This window comes from Pseudomonas fluorescens (assembly GCF_000730425.1).
Lineage (GTDB): Bacteria > Pseudomonadota > Gammaproteobacteria > Pseudomonadales > Pseudomonadaceae > Aquipseudomonas > Aquipseudomonas fluorescens_X.
In genome coordinates this window covers 1,903,025-1,916,533 of record NZ_CP008896.1, presented here as the reverse complement: position 1 = coordinate 1,916,533, position 13,509 = coordinate 1,903,025, and the positions used below count along the sequence as shown (strand labels likewise).

The window sequence follows — 13,509 nt, the reverse complement described above, 5'->3', positions numbered from 1 at the left end:
GTTGTGCCTCAACGATAGCTGCAAATGATGGATTTTTTCGCGCTCTCGTGCCACCCGTCTTGGATTGCCGGGCAATTGGCGCCTTAAACTGGTAGAGTGCCGGCCGTTAATACTTAAGAGGATTGTTCCAATGGCGACTAACCGTTCCCGGCGTCTGCGCAAAAAACTGTGCGTTGATGAATTTCAAGAGCTGGGTTTCGAACTGAACCTGGATTTCAAAGAAGGTTTGGACGACGAAGCGGTTGACGCTTTCCTCGACGCCTTCCTGACCGAAGCGATGGATGGCAATGGCCTGGACTACGTGGGCGGCGACGACTTCGGTCTGGTCTGCAAAGCCACCCGTGGTTCGGTCAACGAAGAACAGCGTGCCGCTGTTGAAGCGTGGCTCAAGGCTCGCCCAGAGCTGACCCGCGTTGAAGTCAGCGAACTGCTGGACGCTTGGCATCCAGAGACGCCGGTCAACCCGGCGGTCTGATGTCATGAAAAAGCGACCCGCCCGGGTCGCTTTTTTGTTTCAGGGTAATTATCAGGCCTTGCGCCAGTTCAGAATCACCAGCGTCAACACCCCCGCGACAATTCCCCAGAATGCCGAACCGATGGAGAACAGCGTCAACCCCGACGCCGTGACCATGAAGGTGATCAGCGCAGCTTCCCGTTCCTTGGGCTCATTCATGGCAATGCTCAGGCCATTGATGATCGAGCCAAACAACGCCAAGGCCGCGATCGACAGCACCAGTTCCTTGGGCAAGGCGGCAAACAAGGCCGCCAGCGTGGCCCCGAATACCCCGGCGATGCCGTAGAAAATCCCGCACCACACCGCGGCGGTGTAGCGTTTGTTGCGATCTTCATGGGCGTGGGGCCCGGTGCAGATGGCCGCGCTGATGGCGGCCAGGTTGATGCCGTGGGAACCGAACGGCGCCAGCACCAGGGAGGCCAGGCCGGTGGCGGTGATCAGCGGCGAAGCGGGCACGTTGTAGCCATCGGCACGCAACACCGCGACCCCCGGCATGTTCTGTGAGGTCATCGCCACCACGAACAGCGGAATACCGATGCTGATGGTCGCGGCCAGGGAAAAGTGCGGTGTGGTCCACACCGGTGTTGCCACTTCAAGACTGAACCCGCTGAAGTCCAGGAGCCCCATCAGCCCGGACAAGGCGGTGCCGATCAGCAGTGCCGCCAGCACGGCATACCGGGGCGACAGGCGCTTGATAATCAGGTAGGTAAAAAACATACCCAGGACCAGGGCCGTGCGGTGCTGCGCGGCGACGAAAATCTCGCTGCCGATCTTGAACAGGATCCCGGCCAGCAACGCCGCTGCCAGCGAGGCGGGAATCTTCCTGACCAGCTTTTCAAAACTGCCGGTGAGGCCGCAGAGCGTGACCAACACCGCGCAGGTGATGTAGGCACCGATGGCCTCGCCATAGCTGACCCCACCCAGGCTGGTAATCAACAGCGCCGCGCCGGGGGTCGACCAAGCGATGGTGATAGGGGTGCGGTAGCGCAGGGACAGGCCGATGCTGCACACCGCCATGCCGATGGAGATCGCCCAGATCCACGAGGAAATCTGCGCCGTGGTCAAACCGGCGGATTGGCCGGCCTGGAACATCAGTACCAGGGAGCTGGTGTAGCCGGTCATCATGGCGATAAAGCCGGCCACGATGGCCGAAGGCGAAGTGTCGGCCAATGGGCGCAGGGGCGCCTGGGTCGCGTCGCTCATAAAAAGTCTTCCTTGTCCCCGGCACCTTGCAGGAGCCGGCTTGCTGGCGAAGATCGTCAACGATGGCGCGGGCATTCTGAAGGAACGCAGCGCTCTCAGGTTCTTCGCGAGCACGCTCGCTTCTACAGGTGGCATCGGGGCGGCATTGATGGGTGGGGAAATCGTGGAATCAAGCCTAAACTCAAACGTAACTGACTGTTGCAATACAGCCGGCCACGCAAACAGCCGTACAGTGTGTTGGCGCAATGGGTTGTGTACAATGTGCGCTGTTTTTACGCGATACTTGCCAGCGACCCGCTGTACCCTTATTACAGTCAACGTCAATTCGCCGCCGTTCTCCCGACCCGAGTGCCCATGAACGAACAGTTGCAGCCCCTCAAGAAACAGCCGCGAGCCAGCAAGGCCGGTCGCAGTGGAACCCAGGACGATATCGTCTATGCGCATATCTTCGAGGCCATCCTCGAACAACGCCTGGCGCCCGGTACCAAATTGAGTGAAGAAGCACTGGGCGAGATCTTTGGCGTCAGCCGTACCATCATCCGTCGCGCCTTGTCACGCCTGGCCCATGAAGGTGTGGTGTTGTTGCGCCCCAATCGTGGAGCGGTAGTGGCCAGCCCAAGTGTCGAGGAAGCCCGCCAGGTGTTCCTGGCACGGCGTCTGGTCGAGCGGGCGATTACCGAGTTGGCGGTGCAGCATGCATCGAGCGAAGAGCTGGCCGAGTTGCGGCAGATGGTCAACGACGAGCGCGACAGTTTCTCCCGTGGCGATCGCGGCGCGGGAATCCGGTTGTCTGGCGAGTTCCACCTGAAACTGGCCGAGGCAGCGAAGAATGCCCCGTTGATCAGCTTTCAGCGCAGCCTGGTGTCCCAGACCTCGCTGATCATTGCCCAGTATGAAAGCGGCAACCGCTCCCACTGCTCCTACGACGAGCACACCCAACTGATCGATGCCATCGAAGCGCGGGATGCGGCGCTGGCGGTGGACCTGATGATGCACCACATGGATCACATCGACAGCAAGCTCAACCTCGATGAGGAAAGCGCGTCGGATGATTTGCATGCGGTGTTCTCGCATCTGTTGCAGACCAAAAAGCCCGGCCGCTCCTCTATAAAACTGTAAACCCGATCAAACCGTGTAGGAGCTGGCTTGCCAGCGATGCAGGCACCGCGGTGTATCTGTTACACCGCGGTGACGCTATCGCTGGCAAGCCAGCTCCTACAGGGTTTTGTGGTGTTCTTTGGGTCAGCGCTGGTGTACCAGATTGCCTGCTGCATACGTCTGCATCACCGCCCGATCGTCCCCCAGTGTCATCAATACAAATAACGTCTCGGCAATGTTCGTGGCCTGCTTCAAGCGATAGCTGAGCAGCGGCGTGGCGTTGTAGTCCAGTACCAGAAAGTCGGCATCTGTGCCCGGTTGCAGGGTGCCGATCTTGTCTTCCAGGCGCAGCGCTTTCGCACCGCCCAGGGTCGCCAGGTACAGCGATTTGAACGGGCTCAGCCGCGCGCCTTGTAATTGCATGACCTTATAGGCCTCGTTCAGCGTCTGCAGCAGCGAGAAGCTGGTACCGCCCCCCACGTCGGTACCCAGGCCCACATTGAGCTGGTGCTTCTCGGCCATCGGCAGGTTGAACAAGCCGCTGCCCAGGAAGAAGTTCGACGTCGGGCAGAACGCCACGGCGGAACCGGCTTCAGCCAGCCGTGCGCATTCGTCGTCGCACAGGTGTACGCCATGGGCGAATACCGAACGCTCCCCCAGCAGCTTGTAGTGGTCGTACACATCCAGGTAGCCGCTGCGCTCCGGAAACAGTTCCTTGACCCATTGCACTTCCTGCAGGTTTTCACTGATGTGGGTCTGCATGTACAGGTCCGGGTATTCGCCCAGTAACTGGCCGGCGAGAGTCAGTTGTTCCGGTGTGCTGGTAGGGGCGAAGCGCGGTGTCACGGCGTAGTGCAAGCGGCCCTTGCCGTGCCAGCGCTCGATCAGCGCTTTGCTTTCCTGGTAGCTCGATTGCGCGGTGTCGGTCAGATAGTCCGGCGCATTGCGGTCCATCATCACCTTGCCGGCGATCATGCGCAGGTCGAGTTTCTCGGCGGCCTCAAAGAACGAATTCACCGATTGCGGATGCACACTGCCGAACACCAGGGCAGTGGTGGTGCCGTTGCGCAGCAGTTCCTTGATAAAGATATCCGCGACTTCTTCGGCGTGGGCCTTGTCGGCGAACTGCCTTTCACACGGGAAGGTATAGGTGTTGAGCCAATCCAGCAGTTGTTCGCCGTAGGCCCCGACCATACCGGTTTGCGGCAGGTGGATATGGGTGTCGATCAAGCCTGGGGTGATCAGCGCGTCCTGGTAATGGGTGACTTCGATATCGGCCGCCAGTGTTGGCAGTAAGTCGCTGGCATGCCCGAGGGCGCTGATCTGGCCATTGTCGACCACCAGCAAGCCGTCTTCGAAATACTCATAGGAGGCTTCGATCCCAACGATGGCCGGGTCGGCGAGGCTGTGCAGGATGGCGGCACGGTAGGCTTTGCGAGTCAAAGGCATGGTCGTCTCAATTGATAGCTTGGCTGCGGCGCGAAGCCGGCAGCAGTTTGGCAATGGGTTCGGCGCTCGCAGTGTGCTGGCCGAAGTTGGCGTTATAGGTGGCGATGATCTCGCCGGCGATGGAGATGGCGATTTCCACCGGTAGCTTGCCCTTCACCTCGGTGAGGCCCATGGGGCAACGCATGCGCTGCAACTGCGCGGCCTCGAAGCCGCGCTCGCGCAGGCGGTGTTCGAACTTGACGCGCTTGGTCTGCGAGCCGATCAGGCCAAAGTAGGCAAAGTCATTGCGCTTGAGCAGGGCGGCGGTCAGTTCCAGGTCCAGCGCGTGATTGTGGGTCATGACGATGCAGTAACTGCCTGCGGGCAGGTCGGCAATTTCATCGACCGGTTCTTCGCTGAGGATTTTACGCACGCCTTGAGGAATGTGCTCCGGGAATTCCGGTTCCCGCGAGTCGATCCAGCGTACCCGGCACGGCAGGCTGGCCAGCAGCGGCACCAGCGCGCGGCCGACATGGCCGGCGCCGAATACGGCGATCTGTGCCTGCACCTGGCCCATGGGTTCAAACAACAGCACGGTCACGCCACCGCAGCACTGACCGAGGCTGGCCCCCAGGCTGAAGCGCTCCAGGTGAGTGTGGTGTTGGCCACGGGCGAGCATCTCGCGGGCGATCTGCATGGCCTTGTATTCCAGGTGGCCACCGCCGATGGTATCGAAGCTCTGGGCCGCACTGATCACCATCTTCGAACCGGCATTGCGCGGCGTGGAGCCGAGCTCTTCGATGATGGTGACCAGCACGCAGGGTTCGCCCTGGTTTTGCAGGTCGGCGAGGGCACTGATCCAGTTGTTCATGTCTACCTCAACATTTCTGTTGTCAGTCAGGCCGTCATCGCGGGCAAGCCCGCTCCCACAGGGGAATGCATTCCAAATGTGGGAGCGAGCTTGCCCGCGAAGGCAGCACCTGGGTCTAGAGCGAAGCCATCTCGGTTTCGGTTTCAACAGCCTTTGCAGCAGTCAACTGCCGCATCTGCTCACACCCCCACAACACCCGCTCCGGCGTGGCCGGTGCATCGATCTTCGGCTGATGGCGATAGTCAGCCAGGCTCGCCACGGCATCCTTGATCGCGCACCACGAGGCGATCCCGAGCATGAACGGCGGCTCGCCCACGGCCTTGGAGTGGAACACCGTGTCTTCCGGGTTTTTGCGGTTTTCCACCAGCTTGACCCGCAAATCCAGGGGCATATCCGCCACTGCGGGGATTTTGTAGCTGGCCGGGCCATTGGTCATCAGTTTGCCCTTGCTGTTCCACACCAGCTCTTCCATGGTCAGCCAACCCATGCCCTGGATAAAGCCGCCTTCCACCTGGCCGATATCGATGGCCGGGTTCAGCGAGGCGCCCACATCGTGGAGGATGTCGGTGCGCAGCATCTTGTACTCGCCGGTCAGGGTGTCGACGATCACTTCGCAGCAGGCCGCGCCGAAGGCGAAGTAGTAGAACGGTCGCCCCCGCGCCTGGCTGCGGTCGTAGAAGATTTTCGGGGTCTTGTAGAAGCCGGTGCTGGACAGCGACACCTGGGCGAAATACGCCTGCTGGATCAGCTCTTCAAACGTCAGGATCTGCTCGCGCACCCGCACATGGCCGTTGTGGAACTCGACATCGGCCTCGCTGACGTCGTACTTGCGCGCGGCAAACTCCACCAAACGCTGCTTGATGGTTTCGGCAGCATTCTGCGCAGCCTTGCCGTTCAGGTCGGCACCGCTGGAGGCGGCGGTCGGCGAGGTGTTGGGCACCTTGTCGGTGTTGGTCGCGGTGATCTGCACCCGGTCGATTTCCACCTGGAAGATCTCGGCCACCACTTGTGCGACCTTGATGTTCAGGCCCTGGCCCATCTCGGTGCCGCCGTGGTTCAGGTGGATGCTGCCGTCGGTGTAGATATGGATCAAGGCGCCGGCCTGGTTGAGGAAGCTGGCGGTAAAGGAAATGCCGAACTTGACCGGCGTCAGCGCCAGGCCCTTTTTCAGGATCGGGCTGTGGGCGTTATACAGGCGGATCGCTTCGCGGCGTTCGGCGTATTGGCTGCTGGCCTCAAGCTCGGCGGTCATCTCTTCGAGCATGTTGTGCTCGACGGTCTGGTAGTAGTGGGTGACGTTGCGCTCGGTCTTGCCGTAATAGTTGGCCTTGCGCACGGCCAATGGGTCCAGCGCCAGATGGCGGGCGATGGCATCCATCACCTCTTCGATGGCGACCATCCCCTGGGGGCCACCGAAGCCACGGTAGGCGGTGTTGGAGGCGGTGTTGGTCTTGCAGCGATGGCCATTGACCGTGGCATCGCCCAGGTAATACGAGTTGTCGGAGTGGAACATCGCGCGGTCGACAATCGAGTTCGACAGGTCCGGCGAGCAACCGCAGTTGCCGGCCAGGTCCAGATTGATCCCGTGCAGGCGTCCACTGTCATCGAAGCCCACGTCGTATTCGATATAGAAGGGGTGACGCTTGCCAGTCATCAACATGTCTTCGACCCGTGGCAGGCGCATCTTGGTCGGCTGGCCGGTCAGGCGCGCGACCACTGCGCACAGGCACGCCGGGCTGGCCGCCTGGGTTTCCTTGCCACCAAAACCGCCGCCCATGCGGCGCATATCCACCACGATCTTGTTCATCGACACGTCCAGCACTTCGGCCACCAGTTTCTGCACTTCGGTGGGGTTCTGGGTGGAGCAGTAGACGATCATGCCGCCGTCTTCGGTGGGCATCACCGAGGAGATCTGGGTTTCCAGGTAGAAGTGCTCCTGGCCGCCGATATGCAGGGTGCCCTGGATCCGATGTTTCGCCGTCGCCAGCGCACCTGCCGAATCTCCGCGTTGGTGGGTGTGGCTATCGAGCACGAAGTGCTTGTTGCGAAAGGCCTCGACCACGTCCAGCACCGGTTCCAGGTCTTCGTATTCGATCACTGCGGCCATGGCGGCCTTGCGTGCAGTCTCCAGGTCGCGGGCGGCGACGGCCAGCACTACCTGGCCGACAAACTGTACGGTGTCGATGGCCAGCAACGGGTCGCCGGGCATCAGCGGGCCGATGTCTTTCAGGCCCGGTACATCTTCATGGGTGATGACGATGCGTACGCCGTCAAAGGCGTAGCAGGGCGCGGTGTCGATGCTGAGGATCCGGGCGTGGGCGCGGTCGGACATGCGCGCATACAGGTGCAACTGGTTGGGGAATTCCAGGCGGTCATCGATGTACTGCGCTTCGCCCGACACGTGCTTGGCGGCGCTGTCGTGCTTGACGCTGCGCCCGACTCCAGACGTCAGGTCCTGGGCAAACAGCGCGGCCATTTCGGCTTGGGTTTTTACCACGGCGTGATGGTTAGACATAAGCGGTCACCCGAGTCTCGATGTGCGGCGTTTGCAGTTCGATGAAGTATTTGCGCAGCAGGTTCTGTGCGCTGAGCAGGCGGTATTCCTTGCTCGCGCGAAAGTCCGACAGCGGCGTGAAATCCTCGGCCAGGGCGGCGCAGGCCTTCTCCACGGTGGCGCTGTTCCAGGTGGCGCCGATCAGCACGGTCTCGCAGTGTTTCGCGCGTTTGGGCGTGGCGGCCATACCGCCGAACGCGACGCGGGCATCGCTGATCACGCCGTTGTCGAGTTTCAGGTTGAAGGCCGCACATACCGCGGAAATGTCATCGTCCAGGCGCTTGGAAACCTTGTAGGCGCGGAACAACGCATGGCCTTTGGGCACGATGATTTTCTCGATGAACTCGCTGTCCTGGCGGGCGGTGACGCGGTAGTCAATGAAATAGTCTTCCAGGGCCAGGGTGCGGCGCACGTTGCCTTTGCACAGCACGATCTGCGCGCCGAGGGCGATCAGCAGTGGCGGCGAATCACCGATGGGCGAGGCGTTGCCGATATTGCCACCGAGGGTGCCTTGGTTGCGGATTTGCAGAGACGCGAAGCGGTGCAGCAGGTCGCCGAAGTCGGGGTATTCGTGGTGCAGTGCGCTGTAGCAGTCGGACAGTGCGGTGGCGGCGCCGATTTCCAGGCGGTCATCAAAGGTCTCGATGCGCTTCATGGCTTCGATGTTACCGACGTAAATCATCACCGGCAGCGTGCGGTGGAACTGGGTGACTTCCAGCGCCAGGTCGGTGCCGCCGGCCAGCAGCCGGGCTTGGGGATAGGCGTCGTAGAGGTCGGCCAGGTCGGCGACGGTCAGGGGTACCAGGCAGCGTTTATCGCCACTGTTCAGCTCGCCGGTTTGCGTCGGTGCGATGGATTTGAGGCGGGCAATGGTTTGCGTCTCACGGCTGTCGAACTGGTCCTGGGGCTTGTTGCAACAGGCTTGCTCGGCAGCCGCCAGGATTGGCCGGTAGCCGGTGCAGCGGCACAGGTTGCCGGCCAGGGCTTCGTGGGCCTTGGCGCTGTCCGCAGCGTCACTGTTCTTTTGCAGCGCGAACAGTGACATCACGAAGCCTGGGGTGCAAAAACCGCACTGGGAGCCATGGCACTCGACCATGGCCTGTTGCACGCTGTGCAGTTGGCCCTGGTGCTTGAGGTCTTCAACGCTGATCAGTTGTTTGCCGTGCAGGGACGAGACAAAGGTCAGGCACGAATTGAGGCTGCGATAGCGAATCTTCTCGGTGCCGCGCTCGTCTGTATGCAGTTCGCCGACCACCACGGTGCAGGCACCACAGTCACCGCTGGCGCAGCCTTCCTTGGTGCCGGATTTGCCCAGATGCTCGCGCAGGTAGTTGAGCACAGTCAGGTTCGGGTCCAGGGCATGCTCGCTACGGAGCTCCTGGTTGAGTAAAAACTGGATCACGGAAGGCCTCGCAGACTCATTATTGTTGTTAACCGCTTTGCGCCGAATCTAGTCATGTCTGACTTTTCGGTCAACGATTTTCTGACCGAAAGGTCAAGAAAGTGCGATTGCAACACCTTTGATTATGGTTCAGATCCCTGTAACCGCCGTTTTTAGCGGTGCCTGGGCTTCATCGTGTGCTTATTTCATGCCAAATTCGGCGTTGCTGGCTCAGTGATTGCGCTACACTGCCGCCCTTGTACCGATAGAAGATTTTGAAGGGAAAACATGACGTTCAAGGCGCCGGATAGTCTTGCCGAGCAAATCGCTCACCACCTCGCCGAACGCATTATTCGCGGCGATCTCAAGCCTGGGGAGCGCATCCAGGAGCAGAAAGTCACGCTGGCACTCAATGTCAGTCGTGGCTCCGTGCGCGAAGCCTTGCTGATCCTTGAGCGGCGACATCTGATCGCCATCCTGCCGCGCCGTGGAGCACACGTCACCGAGCTCACCGCACACAAGGTGCAGAGTCTGTGTACGCTGATGAGTGAGTTGTACATCTTGCTGGGCAACGCGGTGGCTGAAGGCTGGCGGACCCAGGCCGACATGGCACCCTTCGTGCAGATCCAGCAACGGTTGGTGAGCAATTTCGAACGCCAGGACATCCGGGCATTCGTCGAGGAAAGCTTCAACGTGATGCGTGCCGCCTATCCGTTCGCCAATAACCCGTATTTGCAGGAAACCGTCGAGAACCTGCAGCCGGCGATGAACCGTGCCTATTACCTGGCACTGGATCAGCGCAAGGCGGAAATGAGCGAGTACCTGGCGCTGTTCGAGCAACTGCTCGCCGCTGTACTGTCTCGTGACCTGCCGCAGATTCGCCAGGTCCTGTCGGCCTACGGCCTGCGCAGCAGTTCACTGGTCATCGCAGCCCTGGCGGACGCCTAAGCGTGCGGCTCAAGTGCATCAAACTGGCGGGGTTCAAATCCTTCGTCGATCCGACCACGGTGAACTTCCCCAGTAACATGGCGGCCGTGGTCGGGCCCAATGGGTGCGGCAAGTCGAACATTATCGACGCCGTGCGCTGGGTGATGGGCGAGAGCTCCGCGAAAAACCTGCGTGGCGAGTCGATGACTGACGTCATCTTCAACGGCTCCACCAGTCGCAAGCCGGTGAGCCAGGCCAGCATCGAGCTGGTGTTCGACAACTCTGACGGCACGCTGATTGGCGAGTACGCCGCCTACGCGGAAATTTCCATCCGCCGCAAAGTGACGCGCGACAGCCAGAACAGTTATTTCCTCAACGGCACCAAGTGCCGGCGCCGCGATATTACCGACATTTTCCTTGGCACCGGCCTGGGGCCACGCAGCTACTCGATCATTGAGCAGGGCATGATCTCCAAGCTGATCGAAGCCAAGCCTGAGGACCTGCGCAACTTTATCGAGGAAGCGGCCGGCATCTCCAAGTACAAGGAGCGCCGTCGCGAGACCGAAAACCGCATCCGCCGCACCCACGAAAACCTCGCGCGCCTGACCGACCTGCGTGAAGAGCTGGAGCGCCAGTTGGAGCGCCTGCACCGCCAGGCCCAGGCCGCCGAGAAGTACCAGGAATACAAAGGCGAAGAACGCCAGCTCAAGGCGCAACTTTCGGCGTTGCGCTGGCAGGCCTTGAATGATCAGGTGGGCCAGCGCGAAGCGATCATCGCCACCCAGGAAATCAGCTTCGAAGCGCTGGTGGCCGAGCAGCGCAATGCCGACGCCAGCATCGAGCGCTTGCGTGACGGTCACCATGACTTGTCAGAGCGCTTCAATCTGGTGCAGGGCCGCTTCTATTCGGTGGGCGGCGACATTGCGCGGGTCGAGCAGAGCATCCAGCACGGCCAGCAGCGCTTGCGCCAGTTGCAGGATGACCTGAAGGAAGCGGAGCGGGCGCGGCTGGAAACCGAGTCGCACCTGGGCCATGACCGCACCTTGCTGCTGACCCTCGGCGAAGAACTGGACATGCTCACCCCCGAGCAGGAAATCACCAGCGCCGCTGCCGAAGAAGCTGGCGTTGCGCTGGAAGAGTCGGAAACCACCATGCACGGCTGGCAGGAGCAGTGGGATGCCTTCAACCTGCGTTCCGCCGAGCCACGGCGCCAGGCTGAGGTGCAGCAGTCGCGCATCCAGCAACTGGAAACCAGCATGGAGCGCCTCGCCGAGCGCCAGCGCCGGGTCCTGGAGGAGCGCGCGTTGCTCGCCTCTGCTCCGGAAGACGCGGCGATCATGGCGTTGAGCGAGCAACTGGCTGAAAGCGAAATGACCCTGGAAGAGCTGGAGGCCAGCGAAGAACAACAAGTGGAGCGCCTGGAGCAATTGCGCCAGGAACTGCATCAGGCGACCCAGGCGCAACAGCAGGCCCAGGGCGACTTGCAGCGGCTCAATGGGCGCCTGGCCTCCCTTGAAGCCTTGCAACAGGCCGCACTGGACCCTGGCACCGGCACCGCCGAATGGCTGCGCGACCAGCACCTGGCCGAGCGCCCGCGCCTGGCCGAAGGCTTGAAGGTTGAATCGGGTTGGGAGTTGGCCGTGGAGACCGTGCTCGGCGCCGACCTGCAAGCCGTGCTGGTGGATGATTTCGGCGGTTTTGATCTGGCGGGCTTTGCTCAAGGCGATTTGCGCCTGCTCAGCCCGGCCGCCGATGGCACCCGCGTGCCGGGCAGCCTGTTGGATAAAGTCGAGGCGCAGATCGACCTGTCGCCATGGCTGGGCTTGGTCAAGCCGGTGGAGTCCCTGGAGCAGGCCCTGGCGTTGCGCGGCCAGTTGAGCCTCGGCGAAAGCCTGATCAGCCGCGACGGTTACTGGGTTGGCCGACACTTTCTGCGGGTGCGCCGCGCCAGTGAAGCAGAAAGTGGCGTATTGGCCCGTGGCCAGGAAATCCTCAACCTGAGTGCCGAGCGTGAAGAGCGCGAGGCGACCCTTGAGTCCCTGGAAACCCAACTGCAAACCCTACGCGCCACCCAGCGCCAGCAAGAGACCGGCCGCGAGCACTTGCGCCGCCTGTTGCAGGACGAAGCGCGCCAGCAGGGTGAGTTGAAAGCCCAGCTCTCGGCCAGCAAGGCCAAGGCCGAACAGTTGACCTTGCGCCGGACCCGGCTCGATGAAGAAGTGGCCGAGATGGGCGAGCAGCGCGCCCTCGAACACGAACAAGTCGGCGAAGCGCGCCTGCAATTGCAGGAGGCCCTCGACAGCATGGCCCTGGACACCGAGCAGCGCGAACGGCTGCTGGCCGAGCGTGACAGTCTGCGCGAGCGCCTCGACCGGGTACGCCAGGAAGCACGCCAGCACAAGGATCACGCCCATCAGTTGGCCGTGCGCCTTGGTTCGTTGCGCGCTCAGCACGACTCCACGCGCCAGGCCCTGGAGCGCCTGGAGATGCAATCCGAGCGCCTGACGGAAAAGCGTGAGCAACTGAGCCTCAACCTGGAGGAGGGCGAGGCCCCGCTGGAAGAGCTGCGCTTGAAGCTTGAAGAGTTGCTCGACAAACGCATGAGCGTCGACGAAGAGCTCAAGACCGCGCAAATCGCCCTGGAAGACGCTGACCGCGAACTGCGCGATGCCGAAAAGCGTCGGACACAGGCCGAGCAGCAGTCACAATTGATCCGTGGCCAGCTCGAACAGCAGCGCATGGAATGGCAAGCCCTGACAGTGCGCCGCAAAACGCTGCAGGACCAGTTGCTGGAAGATGGCTACGACCTGCACGGCGTACTCAATACCTTGACCGCCCAGGCCAACGAAAAAGAAGCCGAAGAAGAACTTGAGCGCATTGCCGCGCGTATTCAACGCCTGGGCGCGATCAACCTCGCGGCCATTGATGAGTATCAGCAACAGTCCGAGCGTAAACGTTATCTCGATGCCCAGGACGCCGATCTGGTGGAAGCCTTGGACACTTTGGAAAACGTCATTCGCAAGATCGACAAGGAAACCCGCAACCGCTTCAAAGATACCTTTGATCAGATTAATAGCGGTTTACAGGCCTTATTCCCAAAAGTTTTCGGTGGTGGCAGCGCTTACTTGGAACTGACGGGCGAAGATCTACTCGATACAGGGGTAACGATCATGGCGCGGCCTCCGGGCAAGAAGAACAGCACCATCCATTTGTTGTCCGGCGGCGAGAAGGCCCTCACTGCGTTGGCCCTGGTATTTGCGATCTTCAAGTTGAACCCGGCGCCGTTCTGCATGCTCGACGAAGTTGACGCGCCGCTGGATGACGCTAACGTTGGACGGTATGCCCGCTTGGTTAAAGAGATGTCCCAGACGGTGCAGTTCATCTATATCACCCACAACAAGATCGCCATGGAGATGGCGGATCAATTGATGGGGGTGACCATGCATGAACCGGGCTGCTCGCGACTGGTGGCGGTGGATGTTGAAGAGGCGATGGCGATGGTGGAAAGTTAACGACAAGTTGCGAGTTTCAAG

At 61.2% G+C, this 13,509-nt stretch carries 9 protein-coding genes; 4 read left to right on the top strand and 5 right to left on the bottom strand.

The window, feature by feature from the left end:
- Positions 1 to 130: 130 nt before the first annotated feature.
- On the top strand, positions 131 to 475 hold the full coding sequence (locus tag HZ99_RS08235; protein ID WP_038442289.1) for a YggL family protein: 345 nt from the start codon (positions 131 to 133) through the stop codon (positions 473 to 475).
- A gap of 51 nt (positions 476 to 526) precedes the next feature.
- Here the strand turns inward: HZ99_RS08235 and HZ99_RS08230 are convergent, their stop codons facing one another.
- The gene (locus HZ99_RS08230; RefSeq protein ID WP_038442288.1) at positions 527 to 1,717 is read right to left on the bottom strand and encodes a benzoate/H(+) symporter BenE family transporter; all 1,191 of its coding nucleotides are present in this window, start codon (positions 1,715 to 1,717) and stop codon (positions 527 to 529) included.
- 354 nt (positions 1,718 to 2,071) lie between these two features.
- Between HZ99_RS08230 and HZ99_RS08225 the strand changes: the two genes are divergently transcribed.
- The gene (locus HZ99_RS08225) at positions 2,072 to 2,836 is read left to right on the top strand and encodes a GntR family transcriptional regulator (protein ID WP_038442287.1); all 765 of its coding nucleotides are present in this window, start codon (positions 2,072 to 2,074) and stop codon (positions 2,834 to 2,836) included.
- A gap of 123 nt (positions 2,837 to 2,959) precedes the next feature.
- Here the strand turns inward: HZ99_RS08225 and guaD are convergent, their stop codons facing one another.
- From guaD to xdhA, 4 genes are all read right to left on the bottom strand, one after another.
- A complete protein-coding gene (guaD, locus tag HZ99_RS08220) occupies positions 2,960 to 4,264 on the bottom strand; it encodes a guanine deaminase (protein WP_038442286.1) in 1,305 nt (434 codons plus the stop codon).
- A gap of 7 nt (positions 4,265 to 4,271) precedes the next feature.
- Positions 4,272 to 5,114 carry a xanthine dehydrogenase accessory protein XdhC gene (gene xdhC / locus HZ99_RS08215; RefSeq protein WP_038442285.1) on the bottom strand — a complete coding sequence of 281 codons (843 nt, stop codon included), beginning with the start codon at positions 5,112 to 5,114 and terminating at the stop codon, positions 4,272 to 4,274.
- A 115-nt stretch (positions 5,115 to 5,229) separates the two neighbouring features.
- Complete coding sequence (gene xdhB, locus HZ99_RS08210; protein ID WP_038442284.1) at positions 5,230 to 7,629, bottom strand: xanthine dehydrogenase molybdopterin binding subunit; 2,400 nt, start codon at positions 7,627 to 7,629, stop codon at positions 5,230 to 5,232.
- A complete protein-coding gene (gene xdhA / locus HZ99_RS08205) occupies positions 7,622 to 9,070 on the bottom strand; it encodes a xanthine dehydrogenase small subunit (protein ID WP_038442283.1) in 1,449 nt (482 codons plus the stop codon). The genes xdhB and xdhA overlap by 8 nt, the downstream gene beginning before the upstream one ends.
- Positions 9,071 to 9,337: 267 nt before the next feature.
- Between xdhA and HZ99_RS08200 the strand changes: the two genes are divergently transcribed.
- Positions 9,338 to 9,997 carry a GntR family transcriptional regulator gene (locus tag HZ99_RS08200; RefSeq protein WP_038442282.1) on the top strand — a complete coding sequence of 220 codons (660 nt, stop codon included), beginning with the start codon at positions 9,338 to 9,340 and terminating at the stop codon, positions 9,995 to 9,997.
- Between the two features lie 2 nt (positions 9,998 to 9,999).
- Positions 10,000 to 13,488 carry a chromosome segregation protein SMC gene (gene smc, locus HZ99_RS08195; protein ID WP_038442280.1) on the top strand — a complete coding sequence of 1,163 codons (3,489 nt, stop codon included), beginning with the start codon at positions 10,000 to 10,002 and terminating at the stop codon, positions 13,486 to 13,488.
- Positions 13,489 to 13,509 lie beyond the last annotated feature (21 nt).

Coding starts and splice junctions, on each gene's coding strand:
- HZ99_RS08200 (WP_038442282.1), top strand. CDS start 9,338: ATGACGTTCAAGGCGCCGGATAGTCTTGCCGAGCAAATCGCTCACCAC.
- HZ99_RS08225 (WP_038442287.1), top strand. CDS start 2,072: ATGAACGAACAGTTGCAGCCCCTCAAGAAACAGCCGCGAGCCAGCAAG.
- HZ99_RS08230 (WP_038442288.1), bottom strand. CDS start 1,717: ATGAGCGACGCGACCCAGGCGCCCCTGCGCCCATTGGCCGACACTTCG.
- xdhC (WP_038442285.1), bottom strand. CDS start 5,114: ATGAACAACTGGATCAGTGCCCTCGCCGACCTGCAAAACCAGGGCGAA.
- HZ99_RS08235 (WP_038442289.1), top strand. CDS start 131: ATGGCGACTAACCGTTCCCGGCGTCTGCGCAAAAAACTGTGCGTTGAT.
- guaD (WP_038442286.1), bottom strand. CDS start 4,264: ATGCCTTTGACTCGCAAAGCCTACCGTGCCGCCATCCTGCACAGCCTC.
- xdhB (WP_038442284.1), bottom strand. CDS start 7,629: ATGTCTAACCATCACGCCGTGGTAAAAACCCAAGCCGAAATGGCCGCG.